The sequence below is a fragment of the Variovorax sp. PBL-E5 genome (genome assembly GCF_901827185.1).
Lineage (GTDB): Bacteria > Pseudomonadota > Gammaproteobacteria > Burkholderiales > Burkholderiaceae_C > Variovorax.
Genome location: NZ_LR594671.1, coordinates 549,059 through 567,013, shown reverse-complemented (window position 1 = coordinate 567,013; position 17,955 = coordinate 549,059). Strand labels below are relative to the sequence as shown.

The window sequence follows — 17,955 nt, the reverse complement described above, 5'->3', positions numbered from 1 at the left end:
CCGATTCTAGGCAGACCGATCGATTCACGAGGCCTTTCCCATGGACCGAAGACGACTCCTTCAAGCCGCCGCGGCGGCGCCCTTTTTCATCACTTCGACCCGGGGTGCCGCGGCCGCCACCGGCGTCCCGGCCCTGCGCCCGCGCGTGCGGCCCGGCGACGCCGACTGGCCCGACCCGGCGCGATGGTCCGAGCTCGACCGGGCCGTCGGCGGCCGCCTGGTCAAGGTGGAATCGCCGCTGATCGCGAGCCGGAGCGCCGACGCCGCCAGCCGCGACGCGCTGTTCGCCACGCTGCGCAACCCCTGGTTGCTGGGCGACAGCGTGGGCCTGACGCAGACCCTCGCATGGGTCGATGCCTGGACCTCGCAGCCGAGCGCCTACGCGGTCGCCGCCACGTCGTCGGCCGACGTGGCGGCGGCGGTCGACTTCGCGCGCCGCCATCGCCTGCGGCTGGTGGTCAAGGGCGGCGGGCACAGCTACCAGGGCACGTCGAACGCGCCCGATTCGCTGCTGGTCTGGACGCGGGCGATGAACCGCATCGAGCTGCATGAGGGCTTCGTCGCGAGCGGCTGCGCGGACGCGCCCCAGCCCGCCGTGACGGTGGGCGCCGGCGCGGTCTGGGGCCCGGTGTACGACGCGGTCACAACCCGGGGCGGGCGCTACGTGCAAGGCGGCGGCTGCCTGACGGTCGGCGTGGCCGGGCTGGTGCAGAGCGGAGGCTTCGGCAGTTTCTCGAAGGGCCACGGCACGGCGGCCAGCAACCTGCTGGAGGCCGAGGTGGTGACGGCCGACGGCCAGGTCCGCATCGTCAACCGCTGCCGCGAGCCCGAGCTGTTCTGGGGCCTCAAGGGCGGTGGCGGCGGCAGCCTCGGCGTGGTGACGCGGCTGACCTTGCGCACCCATCCGCTGCCGGACGGCTTCGGCACGGTCAACATGCGCATCGCGGCGAGTTCGGACGCGGCGTACCGGCGGCTGGTCGGGCGGGTGGTGGCCCACTGCCGCGACCACCTGGTCGACCCGCACTGGGGCGAGCAGATCATCTTCCGGCCCGGCAACGTGCTGTCGGTGGCGATGCTGTTCCAGGGCATCGGCCGGGGCGAGGCCTCGGCGATCTGGCAGCCTTTCATCGACGCGGTCATGGCCGCGCCGGGCGACTTCCGCTTCGAGGCCGCGCCCTTCATCCTCGGCCTGGATGCGCGCCGCTTCTGGGATCCCGAGCACTGGCGTCCGCCGGGCGTGGTGGTGCGCGACGCGCGGCCCGGCGCACCCGCATCGAACATGGCCTGGAGCGGCGACGTGAAGGATGCGGGCCAGGTGCTGAATGGCTACCAGTCGGCCTGGTTGCCGGCCGCGTTGCTGCGGGAAGGGAACGGCACGGCCCTCGCCGAGGCGCTTTACCGGGCGAGCCGCCAATGGGGCTTCGCGCTGCACCTGAACAAGGGCCTGGCCGGCGCGCCGACGTGGGCGCTCGACGCCACGCGGGACACGGCCACGAACCCCGCCGTGGTCGATGCCTTCGCGCTGATGATCTGCGCCTCCAATGCGCCCCCGGCCTACCCCGGCGTGCCGGGCCACGCGCCCGACACGGCCGCGGCGCGCGGCCATGCCCGCGCGGTCGCCGCCGCCATGGATCCGATCCGCCGCCTCGTGCCCGACGCCGGCGCCTACGTGTCGGAGAGCGACTATTTCCAGCCCGACTGGGCCCGGGCCTTCTGGGGTGCCAACCACCCGCGGCTGCAGGCGGTCAAGGCGCGCCATGATCCGGACGGCCTCTTCTTCGTCCACCACGGCGTGGGCAGCGAGCGCTGGCAGGACAACGGTTTCACGCCGGTGATCGAATAGGTGCCGCAGAAGATGGCGCGCCGAGCTGCTCGGCCAGCCCGACAAGGATGCCCTCGGGCCCGCGGAGATAGGCCAGGCGGTACGTGTCCGCGTACTGCATTTCGCCAATGAGCTCGGCCCCGTGGTCGCGCATGCGCGCGACGAGGGCGTCGATGTCATCGACGGCGAACATGATGCGTCGGATGCCCAGCGTGTTCACCGGCAGGTCCACGGGACCCCACCTGATCGCATCGGGCGTGTGGAACTTGTCCAGCTCGATGCCCTGTCCATCGGGCGTCCGCATCATCGCGACGGTGGCGCGGACATCCTTGAGCCCGATCAGCTGTCCGACCAAAGGCCCTTCGACTGTCGTTTCGCCCTCGAGCCTGAGGCCCAGTTCGATGAAAAACGCCTTGGTGGCTTCGAGATCGTCGACAACGATAAGGACGTTGTCCATGCGTCTGAGCGTCATACCCTTTCTCTCCTCACTTCACTTCATTGATGAGGCCGTTGCCACAGGTGGTGTCATTGGAGCTCGAGGCGCGTCGAAGTCGACTTTCGCCACGCACCCACCTATGCCCCAGCCAAAGCCCGATCGGCCACCCCACTCATCTTCCCCGGATTCGCCACAATGCCGATGGACAGGATCCGATCCCCAGCCGTCTCGAACGCAAGCACCGAATGCGGCACGTCATTGAAGAGCCGCAGCAAACCCAACTCGCCATTGACCCGCACCAGCCGATGGTCGAGTCGCGCGCCATGCGCGGCCACCTGGCGGGCGACCGCGTGGAAGAGCCGCGCAATGCGGTGCGCTCCGTGCAGAGGCTTGAACACCACGCGCGCCTTGCCGCCGCCGTCTGCCACGAGCTGCGCATCCTCCGACAGGAGCGCGACGACGCGGTCGATGTCGCCGGCGGTCGTGGCGGCGACGAACTGCTCCAGCAGCGCGCGATGCTGGGCTGGTGATGGACGGAACCGGCCGCGGGCCTCGCCCAGCCGCTGCCTGGCACGGTAGACCAGCTGACGGCAGGCGCCCTCGCTGCGTTGAAGCGCGTCGGCGATCTCGGCGTAGTCGAAGTCGAGCACCTCGTACAGCAGAAAGGCGGCGCGCTCTTCCGGACTCAGCCGCTCCAGCATCAGGAGAAAGGCAATGGACAGATGCTGGGCCTTCTCCAACTCGGCCTCGGGCGACGTCACTTCCGCGACGATGGGCTCGGGCAGCCACGGCCCCACATAGGCCTCGCGCTCGACCTTCAAGCTGCGCAGGCGATCGATGCACAGGCGCGTCGTCACGCTCACGAGCCACGCTTGCGGCGAACGCAGGCTGCGGGCATCGGCCTCGCGCCACCTGAGGTACGCCTCCTGCACGGCGTCTTCCGCGTCCTGCGTGGTTCCGAGCATCCTGTAGGCGATGCCGAACAGGCGCGGCCGCAGGTCCAGAAAGGTCTGGGTCTCTGAGGGTGGTGACAAAACTGCAGCCTCGAACGTCTTGGAGGAATGATGAAGGGAATCACCGAAGGCTCTTCGGCGAGGACCCGGGTTCGATCAACCTTACTGCGGGAAGGAAAGATGATCCAGCAAACCAGCGTTGATGAAGAGCGCATTCTTGTCACCGGCGGCACCGGCCACCTGGGGCGCGACATCGTGAGCCAGTTGCTCGATCGGGGCAAACGGGTGCGCGTCCTGGCGCGGCTGCCGGGCACGGATCCGAGCGTCGAATGGGCGCGCGGCGATCTTTCGACAGGCGCCGGCCTGCGCGAGGCGCTGGCCGGCATCACCACGGTCATCCATGCCGCGACCTTCTCTCCGATCGCGCAGCGCGGCGGGATCCGGCCCGTGGACTTCTTCACGACGCCCTCGGCCGTCGACGTGGACGGAACTCGCCGCCTTCTGGCGGAGTGCCGGCGCGCAAGGGTGCGGCACTTTCTGCACGTGTCGATCGTCGGCCTGGACGGAGCCGCTTCCCTTCCCTACAGCAAGGTGAAGCTGCAAGGCGAGACCCTGGTTCGGCAGTCGGATCTGCCCTGGTCGGTGGTGCGCGCCGGCCCGTTCTACTACCTGCTGGCACGGCTCTTCGGCGGCATGCGATGGATGCCCTGGTGGATCCTGCCCCATGCCGTCATGGACGCCGTGGACACCGCCGACGTGGCGTCGTATCTGATCGAGTGCGTCGACGACGGCAGGCTCGGCCTGCGCGAAGAGATCGGCGGCCCGGCGGCGCTGCCGCTCCCGGCGCTTGCGCGCGAGTATCTGCAGGCGCGCGGACTGAACAGGCGCGTGATCGGCATCAACGTCGCGCCCCGGACAGCGGCCCGGCTGGGCTTTGCCGAAGCGCGCGGCCGCAAGGGCGTCACCACATGGCGCGAGTGGCTCGCTGCCAACGCCGACGAGCCGAAGGGCCGCGTCAGGCACAGGCCCTTGCCTGCCACCGCATTCACTCCCAACCGACGAGGTGCAAATTGACGGCCAACCCTCTTGAAACCTGGCATCGCATCGTGGTGACCCAGGATCCGAGCGGCCTGCAAGACCTGCTCGCGGACGACGTGGTGTTCCACTCCCCCGTCGTCCACACGCCCCAACGCGGCAAGCAGATCGTGACACGCTACCTGGACGCGGCATTGCATGCGTTCTTCAGCCCGAGCTTTCGCGTCACCCGCAAGCTCTTCGGCGACACGGACGCCATGCTGGAATTCGAAAGCGAGATCGATGGCGTGATCCTCAACGCCGTGGACATCGTCCAATGGAACGACGCGGGCCAGATCATCGAGTTCAAGGTGATGGTCAGGCCGCTCAAGGCGATCGGCGTGGTGCAGCAGAAGATGGCGGAGCGGCTTCAGACCGGTGCGCAAATGGCACGCGATGGCGAGGGCCCCGCGGCCTTGTAAACACTGAGGATGACGCCGGACGGCATGGCCTTGGTGCTGACGAGTTCGAAGGCGCGTGCCGGGGATCCCTCGGCAAAGAAGCGCTTCCCGGCGCCCAGCAGGACGGGATAGACGATGAGCATGACCTCGTCCGCGAGCCCATGTTCGAGCAGCATCGACGTCAGCGTGGAGCTGCCCCAGAGGACAAGCTTCGGACCATCCTGCGACTTGATGCGACGTATGCCCTCGACGATGTCCGGCCCGACGCCCTCGAACGGGCCCCATTCGAGACTTTCCGGGCGATGGGTCACCACATATTTGGTCGCCGCGTTGATGCCGTCGGCCATCGGACCGCTCGGCGCCTTCGGCCAGTAGCCCGACCACATGTCGTAGGTGCGACGGCCGAGCAGCAGGTCGAAGCGCTCGCCGTGCGCAGCGAGGACTTCATCCCGGCCGGCGGGGGTCCGATAGGGCACGGTCCAGTCGGCGTAGGGGAAATCGTCTTCGCCGGAGGACTGGATCACGCCGTCCAGCGAGATGTGTTCCATGATCTTGAGCTTTCTCATCGAGGTCTCCGTGCTGGGGGTTGGAATCAGCGGAACGCAGCCGTGTCACGGCTCGGACGTACCGTAGCAGGCTTGTTCACGGCCGTCAGTGGATCTCGTCCGCGACGCAGACTGCATCACGGCCGGACTGCTTGGCCTTGAGCATGGCGAGGTCCGCGCGGTGCAGCGTTTGCAGGACGGATTCGTCGACTCGCATGCCGGCGACGCCGGCCGAAACGGTCAGCCGCCCGTCGGGCCTCGGCACCGCGGCCAGCAGGATGCGCAATCGATCCGCCAGCGTCCGGACCAGGGCTTCGCCCTGGTCGGGCAACAGCACGCAGAACTCTTCCCCGGCCGGACGCGCGCGCACTGGCAGCCGCCTTTTCGGCCTGCTGGAGGAACTCGGCTCGGCTGAGCGCACCGGTGAGCGTGTCGGTGACGGCGAGTTCGGCGAGTCGGCACTCCTGATCGTAGGCGCGGCGTTGGGAGTCCTGTATTCGCAAGTGGCTGACAAAGCCCGTGACCAGCGCCATCGCCGCGAACAACAGGCTGAAAACCGTGTCGGCCCGGTTGGCTGCGTGATCGACCACGAAGGGCAGGAAGAAGGCATGGCAGGCCAGCGCGCGGACGATGATGTAGGCGAACAGCGCCGTCAACGGCAGCAGCAGCAGGCGCAGCCCAAGGTATTCCGGCGTGGGGATCAGGAGCCGCGCCAGGAGAGCGACCGCCGAGCCCAGCACGGCCGTCACGCCCATCTTCTCGAGGGCAGTGAGCTGCAAACGCCTGAGCGTCTGCTCGCGACAGGCGCCGCCCCGATCGGCGGCAACGGGCTCGTGGGATCTCAATGACACGCTTCACTCCGTACGAGACATGGATTCCGCCAGACGCGCGGCAAGCGGTCGCTGGCAATCATAAAATCAGGGCCAACCCCGGGCTCACCGCTCGATGAGCTCCACACCCGCCGAAGCCGCCTCAGCCTCGGCGTCCACGCCCACCCCCACAAACGATCCGCCACAATGTTCGTTTTGCCCCTGATCATCGTGCAAACCAAGCGCCTCACCACCCTGTCTCTCGCCCTCGCAATCTCCGCGGGAGCCCTTGTACCGTACTCGGCGTCGTACGCGGCCGCGAACCATGCCGCCAAGCCCGCAGCCCACCACAAGCCCGCGGCTCGCGCGCCTGCCTCGGCGCCCGCGGCAGCACCGGCCACCGCGGGCGGCGGCCTCCCGGCGCTGCCCGCCAAGGCATGGCTGCTGATGGACTTCGACTCCGGCGAAGTGCTCGCCTCGGACAACCCCGACGAACCGCTGCCGCCGGCCTCACTGACCAAGATGATGACCAGCTTCCTGGTCGAGCAGGCACTGCGCTCGGGCAAGCTCAAGAAGGAAGATCTTGTGTCGGTCAGCCAGAACGCCTGGTGCCGCGGCTCGAGCACCGAGTCGTGCATGTACCTGCCGCTCAACAGCCAGGCCACGGTGATCGACCTCCTGCGCGGCATCATCATCCAGTCCGGCAACGACGCGTCCAAGGCGATCGCCGAGCACATGGCCGGCTCCGAAGAGAACTTCGCCAAGCTCATGAACGCCGAAGCCCAGCGCATCGGAATGACGCACACGCATTTCGTGAACGCGACGGGCCTGCCCGACCCGGAGCACAAGTCGTCTGCGCGCGACCTCGCGATCCTGGCGCGCACCATCATCCGCGACAGCGCCGACTACTATCCGATCTACGCGGAGCGCGAATTCAAGTACAACAACATCAAGCAGGGAAACCGCAACGCCCTGCTCTACACCGATCCCACGGTCGACGGACTGAAAACCGGCCACACCCAGGAAGCGGGCTACTGCCTCGTCACTTCGTCCAAGCGCAACGGGATGCGCCTCATCACGGTGATTCTCAACACCAACAGCGCGCAGGCGCGTGCCGACGAGACGCGCACGCTGCTCGGGTGGGGCTACAGCAACTTCGAGAAGGCCACCCCGATTCAACCGAACACGGTGGTGACGGCGGCCAAGGTCAGCTTCGGCAAGGCCGACACGGTGCCCGCGGTGCTGCAGTCGGCATGGTCGGTGACCGTGCCGCGCGGCCAGCAAGTGCAGACCTCGGTGCAGATCAAGCCGGACCTGGAAGCGCCGGTGACCAAGGGCACGGTGATCGGCAAGGTGGTCGCGAACGCGAATGGCAAGCCGGTGGGAGAAAGCCCGCTGGTCGCGCAGGCCGATGTGGAGCGAGCGGGGCTGATGCTGCGTTCGTGGCAACACGTGACCAGGTTGTTCGGCAAGTGAACGCAGCGCCGGCGAGGCAATATTCAGGGCCCCTTCGCGCCGTGATGGCGGCACACCTCGAGCACGACGCCGCGCAGCCATCGGTGCGCTGAATCTCGATCGAATCGGGGGTGCCACATCTGCGAGATGGTGATGTGCTCGGTCGGCACCGGCAGCTCGAACGAGCGCAGCGCGGTGCCTGCTCTCTGGTATTCGAAGTACGAGGCGGGTATCAGCGCCACCATGTCGGTGGCGGCCGCAGTCGACAGCGCAGTGCCGAAGCTGGGAACGACGACCGCGACGTTGCGCGTCAATCCAGCGGCGGCGAGGGCGTTGTCCACGGGACCCGCGATCTGTCCTCGGCGTGAGGTGACCACATGGTCGCAAGCCGCATATCGCTCCGGCGTGATCTCGCCTTCTGCCAGCAGCGGGTGCCCCTGTCGCACGACGGCGACGAAGTGGTCGCGGTAGAGGGATTGAATGCGCACCTCGGGGCCCGACTCGCCAAGAACGCCGACGTCGAGATCGATCAATCCCTCCCGGAGCGGTCGCACGTCCTTGTCGGGCTTGGGTGCGAAGCGCAGGCGCACACCGGGCGCTTCGCGCGCGGTGCGCGCCACGAGCAGATGCGCAAAGGCCTCGGTGAAGCCGTCATTGGCCCGCACGGTGAAGGTCCGCTTGAGCGTGCCCAAGTTCAGGTCGGGGCCGGCCGGCTGCAGTACGGCATTGGCTTCGTCGACCAGCGCCTTGACGCGGTCGCGCAGCGCCAGCGCCCGCGGTGTGTGGACCATGGCCCGGCCCGCACGCACGAGGAGTTCGTCTCCCGTCGCTTCACGCAGTCGCGCCAGCGTGCGACTCATGGCCGATTCACTCAGGCCCAACCGCTCGGCCGCTCTGGAGACGCTGCCCTCGGAGAGCAGGGCGTTCAACGCGATGAGAAGGTTGAGGTCGGCATCCGCGGGCATGGGCTGAAACTAGCACGATTCGTGAGCGCGGGACGGGCGCCGCATGCAGGAACAAGATGCGCGCCACGCTCTGTGCGGGCCAGGATCGTCGACCTATGCTGAGGTGGCGCAATCGAGCGCGCCCTCCGGTCCTCCACATGCTGTCACCTGTCCTCGAACCCAATGCCCCCACGGTCTCTCGCCGCACCGGATCCGGCACGGAAGACGAGCTCGATGGCCTGCCACTGCCGCGGCGCTACGCAGCCGTCGCCGCGATCCTCGGCGCGGTCGTGCTGGTGGTGCTCGACGGCGCGATCGCCAACGTGGCATTGCCGAGCATTGCGCAGCAGTTGCACGCTGCGCCGGCCGACGCGGTCTGGATCGTCACCGCCTATCAGCTCGCGGTCGTGATGTTCCTGCTGCCCGCTGCCGCTGTGGGCGAGAGACTGGGCTATCGCCGTGTTTTCGCCGCGGGCATCGCGCTGTTCACCGCGGCGTCGGTGTTGTGCGCGCTGGCGCCGTCATTGCCATGGCTGGTGGCGGCAAGGTGCCTTCAGGGCCTGGGCAGCGCTGCGGTGATGTCGCTGGGTCTTGCGCTGTTGCGCTTCACCTATCCGCGTCGATTGCTGGGTCAGGCGATTGCGTGGAACGCGCTGGTGATCGCAGGCGCCTCGGCGGCCGGGCCGGCCGTCGGCGCAGGCTTGCTGTCCGTCGCGAGCTGGCCGTGGCTCTTCGCGGTGAACCTGCCGCTCGGCGTGCTGGTACTGGCCGCCTGTGCCGGGTTGCCACGTCCGCAAGTCAGCGGGCGTCGCCTCGACGTCGTGAGCATCGCGCTCAACGCGATCATGTTCGCCGCCTTCGTGCTGGGCAGCGACCGGCTGCCGTCGTCTCCGTGGTACGGCGCTGCATTGTTGGCCGCGTCGGTCGTCTCCATGGTTCTGCTGGTGAGGCGCGAGATGCCGAAATCGGCGCCGTTGATCCCGCTGGATCTTCTTCGGGTGCCGTCGTTTCGGGTGTCGATCGTCGCGTCGGTGTGCTGCTTCACCGGGCAGATGATGGGCTATGTGGCGCTGCCGTTCTACTTCCAGCACGAGCTGGGTCTGAGCACGATGGACACCGGCCTCCTGATGACACCGTGGCCCCTGGCGGTGATGGTGGCTGCGCCGTTGTCGGCGCGCCTGGCCAGGCGCGTGCCGACCGGGTGGCTCTGCGCAGTCGGCGGTGGGTGCCTCGCGCTCGGCCTGGCGCTGTGCGCCGCGTGGCCGATTCACGGCAACGCCTGGCTGCCGATGGCGATCTTCACAGGTCTGGCAGGTCTCGGCTTCGGATTCTTTCAGACACCCAACAATCAGAACATGCTGTTCTCCGCGCCCAAGGAACGCAGTGGAGCGGCTGGAGGTGCCCAGGGCACCGCGCGGCTGACCGGGCTGACGCTCGGCAGCCTGTGGATAGGACTCCTGTTCGCGCTGTTGCCCTCGCTGCGCGCCGTGCACTGGGGCTTGACGTTCGCGGCATTGGCTGCACTGGCCGGTGGAGCGGTGAGCCTGCTGAGAATCGACTGGCCGCAACCGCTGCCAAGACGCAGTTCGTGGCCTTAGGCCAGGGCGCGAGTTCTGCGCTGACCTCACCGAGCAGCGCCGTCCCGCCGATCCGGCCCAGTTCGTCCGAACACTTCGCGCTCTTGCCGTAGCAGCCGAATGCAACGGCCACGCGCGCGGACAGAAGTCCGATGCGGGGCAGGCCCGAGTCGCCAAAGGTGGCCATGCAAGGCACGACGCGGCGTTCTTCGAAATGGAGGTCGCGAATGCGATCGAGGATTTGTTCTTGAAGGCCATCGGCAACGTGGACAGATCCGCCCGAACGGAACCAGTCCCTGATGTCCGTCTCGCTTTCGAGCGGAGTGTCGACCGGATCGCTGTCGTCGATCTCAAAACGGAAATCACTCTGCGAGCCCTGCTGCATCGTAGGCTTCGCAAAGGATCCCGGCCTCGGCGGCAACTTGGCCAATCGTTGCAACGTCGCTGCTTTCGCGAGGGCCGACATGAAGCACGCCGACTTCCCGGTAGAACGCCATACCGCTTTCCGCCGCGATCTCGCCGTAACGCGAGATCGCAGCGCGGTTCGCTTGCATCCAGAACGGGTTCGAATCCAGACTCCGCGTGATACGGCCCTCGTCGTAGTGGCTTGCGAAGACGCCGCCGTGGCGCGAATAATCTGCCGGCTCATCGGGCCCGATCAGTGCGACATCGTGGCCCATCCTGGACAGATGTCGCGCAGCCACCGACCCGATCAGACCACGTCCGATCACCGCAAGTCTGGCCGCCTTACGATGGCTCACTCTCGACTCCGATCCCCGGCGTCTGCTCGACACGTATCCATGGATCCGCTCTACAAGAAAGCCATCGCGCATGGGGTTGCGGGGATGGCCGTGTTCGTCGCCTTCATTTTCCTGCCCGCGGGCACGTGGCGGTACTGGCAAGGCTGGCTTTTTATCGCCGTCTTTTCCGTCTCGACCATCGGCTTCACCGTCTATCTCGCTCTCTACGACAGGCCGCTTCTCGAGCGCCGCATGAATGCCGGACCACAGCATGAGAAAGAGTGGTCGCAGAAGATCATCGTGTCGCTCATCATCTTCGCGTTCTTTGTTTTCATTATCCTGCCTCCGCTCGATCACCGCTTTGGCGTCTCGCCGGTGCCCGCGTACCTGTCCCTTGCAGGGAACATCGTGGTCGTATTGTCATTCCTCTTTATCTTCTGGGTGCTGAAGGTCAATAGCTATGCAGCAGCCAACATCAGTGTCGCGGACGATCAAAGAGTGATCGACAGCGGCCCCTACGCGCATGTGCGTCATCCCATGTACGCCGGCGCACTCTGGCTTTTCATCGGCATGCCGCTGGCACTCGGCTCGTGGCTCACGATCTGTCTCGTCCCGCTCGTCCTGCCGGTGCTTTTCTGGCGGCTTCTTGATGAGGAAAGGGTCTTGCGCCGCGATCTTCCCGGCTACAGCGACTACGCAAGCCGTGTGCGCCATCGCCTCATTCCGTATGTCTGGTAGGCGGGGGGGGCGGCCATTCCGAACTCGACGCTTCAGTCGAGTGAGATGACCGAAGCCTCCGATGGGTTATCGCTGAAGACAATAAAATAAGGGTTAACCCCAGGATCACCGCTCAATGAGCCCCGCACCCGCCGAAGCCGCCTCCCCCTCCGCGCCCACCAGCGAATCCCGCATGCTGCGGGCGATCCTCGCCCTCGGCGTCGGCGGTTTCGCCATCGGCACCGGGGAGTTCGTCATCATGGGCCTGCTGCCGGAGGTGGCGCGCGACATCGGCGTCAGCATCCCGCAGGCCGGCCATGCGATCAGCGCCTATGCGATGGGCGTGGTGATCGGCGCGCCCGTGCTGGCGGTGCTGGCCGCCGGATGGGGCCGGCGCAACCTGCTGATGGCTTTGATGCTGGCCTTCGCGATCGGCAACTTCGCGAGCGCGGCGGCGCCCGGCTACCCTTCCCTGCTGTTGCTGCGCTTCGCCAGCGGCTTGCCGCACGGCACTTACTTCGGCGTGGCGGCACTGGTCGCAGCCGCGTTGGCACCGCCCGGGCGGCGCGCGCGCGCGGTCGGGCTGGTGATGCTGGGGCTCACCGGTGCGACGCTCGCGGGCGTGCCGATCGCGGCCTGGCTCGGGCAGCACTACGGGTGGCGCGCCGCCTTCGTCTTCGTGGCGGTGATCGCGTTGCTGGCGGTGGCGATGATCTGGCGCGACGTGCCGAACCTGCAGCCGACGCAGGGCGCCAGCCCGCTGCGCGAGCTGGATGCGCTCAAGCGCAAGCAGGTCTGGCTCACCCTGGGCATCGGCGCCATCGGCTTCGGCGGCATGTTCGCGGTGTTCAGCTACATCAAGCCGACCCTGACCGAGGTGGCGGGCATGAGCGTGGAGCATGTGCCGCTGGTGCTGGCGCTCTTCGGCGTCGGCATGGTGCTGGGCAACCTGGTCGGCGCGCGCCTGGCGGACAAGGCGCTGATGCGGACCATCGGCGGCGTGATCGTCTATTCGGCCGTGGTGCTGCTGGCTTTCATCTGGTCGTCGCACCACTGGCTCACGGCATCGATCAACGTGCTGCTGCTCGGCACCATCGTCGCCATCGCGCCGGCCTTGCAGATCCGCCTGATGGACGTGGCCGGCGACGCCCAGACCCTGGCCGCGGCGCTCAACCATTCGGCCTTCAACCTGGCCAATGCGCTCGGCGCATGGCTGGGCGGCGTGGCCATCGATGCCGGGCTTGGCTGGACCTCGACCGGCTGGGTCGGCGCGCTGCTGGCGGTGGCGGGCATGGGCGTCTTTGCATGGGCCGTGACGGATGCGCGCGGTCGGCGCGGGGCGGACTTGGCGAGTGCGGGGGCTTGAGAATGTGACGCGCCTCACGCGGCGTAGTCCACCGGGTCGCTGAAGGCGGGCTCGTCGTGCAGGGCCCAGTAGCCGTCTCGAAGGCGGGCGGTGACGGGACCGGGAAAAGCAGGCAGCGGCCGTCCATCGATCTTCGCGATGGGCAGCACGCCGCCGCCGCTTGATGTGAGGAAGACCTCGTCCGCGTCGCGCAGCAAGGCCACCGGCAGAGGCTCGATGCGAAGCGGAATGTCCAGGCGCCGACACAGCTCGATGGCGGTTCGGCGCGAGATGCCTTCCAGCACACCGCGCCCGGCCGTGTGCACCACGCCGTCCTTGACCGCGAAGACATTGAATCCCGGGCCTTCGGTGACGTTGCCGGCGGCGTCCAGCACGCAGCTGGTGTCGTGGCCACGGTCGTAGGCGTCGAACATCGATTGCACCAGGTCGATCCAATGGTAGTTCTTGACCGTCGGATCGACCGACTCGGGAGCGATGCGCAGGCGTTCGCTCACATGCAGGTCGATGCCGGCCTGCTGCTTCTCGCGCGACGCGATCCAGACGTAGGGCAGCGCATAGGCATAGAAGCGGTTCTGCGCCTGCCGGGGATCGCGCGCGCCACGCGGGGGCACGCCGCGCGTGCAGACCATCGCCACGTAGGCATCCTGGAGGCCGCCGGCGCGCACGCAGCCGTGCAGGATCTCGCGCAGCTCGGCACGGTCGAAGGGTATTGCCAGATGCATCTTGCCCAGGCTCTCGAAGAATCGGTCCATGTGCGCGTCGAGGCGGAAGAAGCTGCCGCGCCAGGCGGTCGCGACGTCGTACGTGACGTCGGAGCGCGTGAAGCCCCAATCGAACATCGAGATCTTGGCTTCCGAGAGCGGCGCGTAGGCGCCGTCGATGAAGACGCAGCCGCCATCGAACTGATGGACCGGCAGCTTGGGTGGCACTGGCATGGCGGGACTCCTTCATGTGAATTGAACGAAGTTCAATTAAAATTGAACACGGCTCAATAAGCAACTAGAATCGACCGATGCCGGCCACCGCCACCAGAAAGAAGAAGCCGCCGCGAGCCGGTCCGGGCCGCCCGCGCGCGGATGCCAATGGGCCGAGTCTCGGTCGCGATCGCATCCTGCATGCAGCGCTGGCGCTGATCGGCGAGAAGGGCCTCGCCAACTTCGGCATCCGCGATCTGGCGGCCGCGCTGGGCGTCTTCCCGGCCGCCATCTACTGGCACGTGCCGAACCGCGAAGCGCTGGTCGCCGGCGCCATCGGCATCGCACTCGAAGGCGTGGCCGACGATCTGCCGGCAGGCGATTGGCAGCTTCGGCTGGGCGCGCTGCTGAGGAAGTTCCGCGCCGCGCTGCGCCGCCATCCGACGCTGGCGCCTGCGGTGGCCAGCCAGTTGGCGTACAACGCCGCATTCGACGCGCCACTGCTGGAACATGTGGTCGCAGCGCTGGAGGATGCGCGCTTCGAGGGTGACGCACTGGTCGACGCCTTCAATGTCGTGATCGCCGCGATGTGCGGCTTCGCGACCCTCGAGTTGTCGACGGCGCCCGACGGCGCGGACGCGTCGTGGGAAGCCGATTGCCGCGCGCGGATCGACGCCATCGACCCGCTGCACCATCCGCGGCTCGGCGAACATGCGGCGACGCTTCGCAATCGCACCTTCCTGCTGCGTTGGTCGAGCGGTCAGGAGCGGCCGCTCGACAGCAGCTTCGACGCCTGGGTCGATGTCGTACTCAGGGGATTGGAATCGCGCAGCCGTGCCTTGCGCAGGATGACGCCCCGGGCACGCTGAGGCCGAAGACGAGAGCGGTTGACTCACCTACAGGAGCTGACATGGACAAGTGGATCACGTTCGACTGCTACGGCACGCTGGTCGACTGGCGCACCGGCATGGGAAATTCGCTGGAGATCGTTGCACCTGGCCGAGGTGCCGACATGCTCTCCCTGCACCGGAAGATCGAAGGCGAGATCGAGATGCAGGAGGCTTACAGGCCCTACCGCGAGGTCCTCGCGGAGTCGGTGCGGCGCATGGCCCGAAGCCTTCAGCTGCCGCTGGGCCCAGGCGACGAAGAGATCCTGGCCGCGACCCTGCCCTTCTGGCCCGTCTATCCCGACACCAACGAGGCATTGCTCGAACTGAAGCGGGCGGGGTGGAAGCTGGCGATCCTGTCCAACGTCGATCGCGACCTCATCACCGGCACGCTCAGGCACTTCAGCTGCCTGATCGACCTGGTCGTGACCGCGCAGGACGTGCGGTCCTACAAACCGGCCGATGCGCACGCGAGAAGATTTCTCGAGCTGACGGGCGTCTCTTCCGATCGCTGGCTGTACGCGGCCGTGAACCTCCAGTACGACTTGAGGCCGGGCAGGGCGCTGGGGGCGAACTGTGTCTGGATCAATCGGGAGCGCGAACCGATGCCGGACGATCCGGACATCCTGTTCGGCGAGTCGGCAGGCATGTCGGGATTGCCGGGGATTGCTGCGCAATTCGAGATGAGCAGGTCGGTGAGCCAAGCCGGCGAGAGGAAATAGACCATTCCCTGCGGGTAAATGCGCTACGGCGCGCTCGGTCACGGCCGATACGATTTGCAGCCGAACGCCCACCGGGCGTACCCCGGAAACAGGATGGACTTCGCGAATTCCGCTGCCGAGTGGCTGGCGCTCTACCGCACGATGGCGCGCATCCGCGCCTTCGAGAACGCCGCCGAAGCCGCCAGCCAGGGCGGCGTGAGCGCCTATGGCCAGGAGGCCGCGGGCGTGGCCAGCGTGCGCGGGCCGCTGCATCTGTCCACCGGCCAGGAGGCAGTGCCGGCGGGCGTCTGCGCCCATCTGCGCATCGCCGACTGCATCACCTCGACCCATCGCGGCCACGGCCACACGCTGGCCAAGGGCGCCGACCTCGCGCGCATGATGTGCGAGCTGTTCGGCAAGGCGACCGGCTTCAACGGCGGCAAGGGCGGCTCGATGCACATCGCCGATTTCTCGGTCGGCATGCTGGGCGCCAACGGCGTGGTCGCGGCTGGCCTGCCGATCGCGGTCGGCGCGGCGCATGCACAGAAGCTGCAGAAGAAGGACGCGATCACGGTCTGCTTCTTCGGCGACGGTGCGATCAACCGCGGACCTTTTCTCGAATCGCTGAACTGGGCGCGCGTCTACGCGCTGCCGGTGCTGTTCGTGTGCGAGGACAACCGCTGGAGCGCGACCACCGCCAGCGGCCCGATGACCGCCGGCGACGGCGCTTCCGCGCGTGCGGAGGCATTGGACATTGCCGCCACGCAGGTCGACGGCAACGACGTGTTCGCCGTGCATGCGGCCGCGCGACAGTTGATCGCCGAGGTGCGTGCCGGGGCAGGCCCGCGGCTGCTGCATGCGCTGACCTATCGCGTGAAGGGCCACGTCTCGGTCGATCCCGCGGGCTACCGCGATGCGGGCGAGCTGGCCGCTGCGCTCGAGACCGATCCGATCGCGCGGGCACGCAGGCGGCTGATCGCCGATGGCATCGATGCGGCGTCGCTCGATGCGCTCGAGCACGCGGCGCATGCCGAGGTCGAGGCCGCGCTCGCGGTCGCCGATGCCGCGCCCTGGCCGGATGCGAGCACGGCCTTCACCGACGTGCAGACCACGGGAGCCGGGCAATGGACATGAGCAGCGGCATGGCGGAAGAGCGTACCGGTCGCGCGGCGATGGCCACCGTCCACGAACTCAGCTATGCCGACGCGGCCATGCTCGCATTGCGGCGCGAGATGGAAGCCGATCCGCGCGTGGTCGTGCTCGGCGAGGACGTCGGGCGCGGCGGCATCTTCGGGCAGTACCGAGGTCTGCAGCAGCACTTCGGCAGCGAGCGCGTGATCGACACACCGATCTCGGAAGCCGCGATCATGGGCGCCGGCGTCGGCATGGCGCTCGCGGGGCTGCGCCCTGTGGTCGAGATGCGCGTGGTCGACTTCGCGCTGTGCGGCATGGACGAGCTGGTGAACCAGGCGGCCAAGAACCGCTTCATGTTCGGCGGCCAGGGCCGCGTGCCGCTGGTGGCGCGCATGCCGGGCGGCATCTGGGATGCGTCGGCGGCGCAGCATTCGCAATCGCTCGAAGCCTGGTTCACGCATCTGCCGGGCGTGGTGGTGGTATGCCCCTCGACGCCGCAGGACAACCATTCGCTGCTGCGCGCCGCGCTGCAATGCGGCGACCCGGTGGTCTACATCGAGCACAAGACCTTGTGGAATGTGCGAGGCCCGGTGAGCGAAGCGGTCGAGGTGCCGCTCGGCAAGGCCGCGCGCGTGCGCGAAGGCGATGCGCTGACCCTCGTGAGTTGGAGCAGGCAGATGCAGGCCTGCAGCGCCGCCTGCGAAATGCTGGCGGCCGAAGGCATTGCCGTCGACCTGATCGACCTGCGCACGCTGTGGCCCTGGGACCGCGACACGATGCTCGATTCGTGCGCCCGCACACGTCGTCTGCTGGTGGTGCACGAGGCGGTGCAGGCCGGCGGCTTTGGCGCCGAGATCGCGGCCAGCGCGGCCGAAGCGACCGGCTGTCGTGTCGCGCGCCTGGGTGCGCCGCGGATTCCGGTCGGCTACTCGCCCGTGCTCGAAGCGCAGTCGCGCGTGAGCGCGCAACAGATCGTGAAAGCGGCCCGGGCCCTGCAGCCATGAGCACCGAAAAAGCCACCGGCTCGGATGCAGCGCCCGAGCGCAGGGCCGAGGACTCGGTCTTCTTCAAGCTGGTGCGTGTGGTCAACCTGACGGCGCGTCCGTTCCAGCAGCGCGTCGGCCGCCAGCATCAGCTCACGCTCAACGAATGGCGCACCATGGCCGTGCTGGGCAAGCAGCCGGGTCTCACGGCCACGCAGGTCGCGGAACTGACCGGCCTGGACAAGATGGCGGTGAGCCGCGCACTGGCAGGACTGCAACGCCACAGGCGGCTGCATCGCCACGAGGATCCGGCGGACCTGCGCCGCAGCCGGCTCTATCTGAGCAGCATCGGCAAGGCGCTGTTCGCGGTGCTCGGCGTGCAGGCCCGCGAGCGCGAGGCCGAACTCTTCAGCGGCGTCGAGGCCGAGGAACTGCGGCAGTTGAACACGACGCTGGACAAGCTGATCGCATCCATCTCCGAAAACGCCGAGTAGGAG

The 17,955-nt window shown here is 67.7% G+C and carries 20 protein-coding genes; 13 read left to right on the top strand and 7 right to left on the bottom strand.

The genetic code is table 11. The features are described 5' to 3' along the window. The first annotated feature begins 40 nt into the window (after positions 1–40). Positions 41–1,843, top strand: a complete 1,803-nt coding sequence (locus tag WDLP6_RS02810; RefSeq protein WP_162591113.1) for an FAD-binding protein — start codon at positions 41–43, stop codon at positions 1,841–1,843. Here WDLP6_RS02810 and WDLP6_RS02805 read toward each other — a convergent pair. Next, positions 1,824–2,294, bottom strand: a complete 471-nt coding sequence (locus WDLP6_RS02805) for a VOC family protein (protein ID WP_162591112.1) — start codon at positions 2,292–2,294, stop codon at positions 1,824–1,826. The genes WDLP6_RS02810 and WDLP6_RS02805 overlap by 20 nt on opposite strands. A gap of 101 nt (positions 2,295–2,395) precedes the next feature. Further along, positions 2,396–3,292 carry an RNA polymerase sigma-70 factor gene (locus WDLP6_RS02800; protein ID WP_162591111.1) on the bottom strand — a complete coding sequence of 299 codons (897 nt, stop codon included), beginning with the start codon at positions 3,290–3,292 and terminating at the stop codon, positions 2,396–2,398. A gap of 30 nt (positions 3,293–3,322) precedes the next feature. Between WDLP6_RS02800 and WDLP6_RS02795 the strand changes: the two genes are divergently transcribed. Together WDLP6_RS02795 and WDLP6_RS02790 are read left to right on the top strand one after the other, a co-directional pair. Next, complete coding sequence (locus WDLP6_RS02795; RefSeq protein ID WP_197910132.1) at positions 3,323–4,285, top strand: SDR family oxidoreductase; 963 nt, start codon at positions 3,323–3,325, stop codon at positions 4,283–4,285. Further along, positions 4,282–4,707, top strand: coding sequence for a nuclear transport factor 2 family protein (locus tag WDLP6_RS02790; RefSeq protein ID WP_162591110.1), 426 nt, complete (start codon positions 4,282–4,284; stop codon positions 4,705–4,707). The genes WDLP6_RS02795 and WDLP6_RS02790 overlap by 4 nt, the downstream gene beginning before the upstream one ends. Here the strand turns inward: WDLP6_RS02790 and WDLP6_RS02785 are convergent. Then, complete coding sequence (locus tag WDLP6_RS02785) at positions 4,656–5,252, bottom strand: dihydrofolate reductase family protein (protein ID WP_162591109.1); 597 nt, start codon at positions 5,250–5,252, stop codon at positions 4,656–4,658. The genes WDLP6_RS02790 and WDLP6_RS02785 overlap by 52 nt on opposite strands. An 85-nt stretch (positions 5,253–5,337) precedes the next feature. After that, complete coding sequence (locus WDLP6_RS02780) at positions 5,338–5,568, bottom strand: hypothetical protein (RefSeq protein ID WP_162565671.1); 231 nt, start codon at positions 5,566–5,568, stop codon at positions 5,338–5,340. Between WDLP6_RS02780 and WDLP6_RS02775 the strand changes: the two genes are divergently transcribed. Beyond that, positions 5,510–6,079 (top strand): hypothetical protein, encoded by a 570-nt coding sequence (locus WDLP6_RS02775; RefSeq protein WP_162590689.1) that lies wholly within the window; start codon positions 5,510–5,512, stop codon positions 6,077–6,079. The two genes, WDLP6_RS02780 and WDLP6_RS02775, sit on opposite strands and share 59 nt — an antisense overlap. Positions 6,080–6,247: 168 nt before the next feature. Beyond that, complete coding sequence (locus WDLP6_RS02770; RefSeq protein ID WP_232076943.1) at positions 6,248–7,516, top strand: D-alanyl-D-alanine carboxypeptidase family protein; 1,269 nt, start codon at positions 6,248–6,250, stop codon at positions 7,514–7,516. 23 nt (positions 7,517–7,539) lie between these two features. On the opposite strand, the gene WDLP6_RS02765 is transcribed toward WDLP6_RS02770, so the two are convergent. Continuing rightward, positions 7,540–8,460 carry a LysR family transcriptional regulator gene (locus tag WDLP6_RS02765; RefSeq protein WP_162591108.1) on the bottom strand — a complete coding sequence of 307 codons (921 nt, stop codon included), beginning with the start codon at positions 8,458–8,460 and terminating at the stop codon, positions 7,540–7,542. A gap of 56 nt (positions 8,461–8,516) precedes the next feature. On the opposite strand from WDLP6_RS02765, the gene WDLP6_RS02760 reads away from it, so the two are divergent. After that, on the top strand, positions 8,517–10,037 hold the full coding sequence (locus WDLP6_RS02760) for an MFS transporter (protein WP_232076942.1): 1,521 nt from the start codon (positions 8,517–8,519) through the stop codon (positions 10,035–10,037). Positions 10,038–10,378: 341 nt separating this feature from the next. Here WDLP6_RS02760 and WDLP6_RS02755 read toward each other — a convergent pair whose 3' ends face one another. Beyond that, positions 10,379–10,777, bottom strand: coding sequence for an FAD-dependent oxidoreductase (locus tag WDLP6_RS02755; RefSeq protein WP_197910131.1), 399 nt, complete (start codon positions 10,775–10,777; stop codon positions 10,379–10,381). A gap of 39 nt (positions 10,778–10,816) precedes the next feature. Between WDLP6_RS02755 and WDLP6_RS02750 the strand changes: the two genes are divergently transcribed. After that, positions 10,817–11,494 carry a methyltransferase family protein gene (locus WDLP6_RS02750; RefSeq protein WP_162591106.1) on the top strand — a complete coding sequence of 226 codons (678 nt, stop codon included), beginning with the start codon at positions 10,817–10,819 and terminating at the stop codon, positions 11,492–11,494. A 115-nt stretch (positions 11,495–11,609) separates the two neighbouring features. Then, on the top strand, positions 11,610–12,839 hold the full coding sequence (locus WDLP6_RS02745) for an MFS transporter (protein ID WP_162565667.1): 1,230 nt from the start codon (positions 11,610–11,612) through the stop codon (positions 12,837–12,839). Between the two features lie 14 nt (positions 12,840–12,853). On the opposite strand, the gene WDLP6_RS02740 is transcribed toward WDLP6_RS02745, so the two are convergent. Beyond that, positions 12,854–13,774 (bottom strand): aminotransferase class IV, encoded by a 921-nt coding sequence (locus WDLP6_RS02740; RefSeq protein WP_162591105.1) that lies wholly within the window; start codon positions 13,772–13,774, stop codon positions 12,854–12,856. Positions 13,775–13,851: 77 nt separating this feature from the next. On the opposite strand from WDLP6_RS02740, the gene WDLP6_RS02735 reads away from it, so the two are divergent. The 5 genes from WDLP6_RS02735 to WDLP6_RS02715 all read left to right on the top strand — a co-directional run bounded on the left by WDLP6_RS02735 (position 13,852) and on the right by WDLP6_RS02715 (position 17,952). Continuing rightward, positions 13,852–14,622: a TetR/AcrR family transcriptional regulator gene (locus WDLP6_RS02735; RefSeq protein ID WP_162591104.1), complete on the top strand. Its 771-nt coding sequence runs from the start codon at positions 13,852–13,854 to the stop codon at positions 14,620–14,622. Positions 14,623–14,663: 41 nt separating this feature from the next. Then, positions 14,664–15,362: an HAD hydrolase-like protein gene (locus WDLP6_RS02730; RefSeq protein ID WP_162591103.1), complete on the top strand. Its 699-nt coding sequence runs from the start codon at positions 14,664–14,666 to the stop codon at positions 15,360–15,362. A 93-nt stretch (positions 15,363–15,455) separates the two neighbouring features. Then, on the top strand, positions 15,456–16,475 hold the full coding sequence (locus tag WDLP6_RS02725) for a thiamine pyrophosphate-dependent dehydrogenase E1 component subunit alpha (protein WP_162591102.1): 1,020 nt from the start codon (positions 15,456–15,458) through the stop codon (positions 16,473–16,475). Then, positions 16,472–17,479 (top strand): alpha-ketoacid dehydrogenase subunit beta, encoded by a 1,008-nt coding sequence (locus WDLP6_RS02720; RefSeq protein ID WP_232077402.1) that lies wholly within the window; start codon positions 16,472–16,474, stop codon positions 17,477–17,479. The genes WDLP6_RS02725 and WDLP6_RS02720 overlap by 4 nt, the downstream gene beginning before the upstream one ends. Then, the gene (locus tag WDLP6_RS02715; protein ID WP_162591101.1) at positions 17,476–17,952 is read left to right on the top strand and encodes a MarR family winged helix-turn-helix transcriptional regulator; all 477 of its coding nucleotides are present in this window, start codon (positions 17,476–17,478) and stop codon (positions 17,950–17,952) included. Before WDLP6_RS02720 ends, WDLP6_RS02715 begins: the two co-directional genes overlap by 4 nt. Positions 17,953–17,955: the final 3 nt, after the last annotated feature.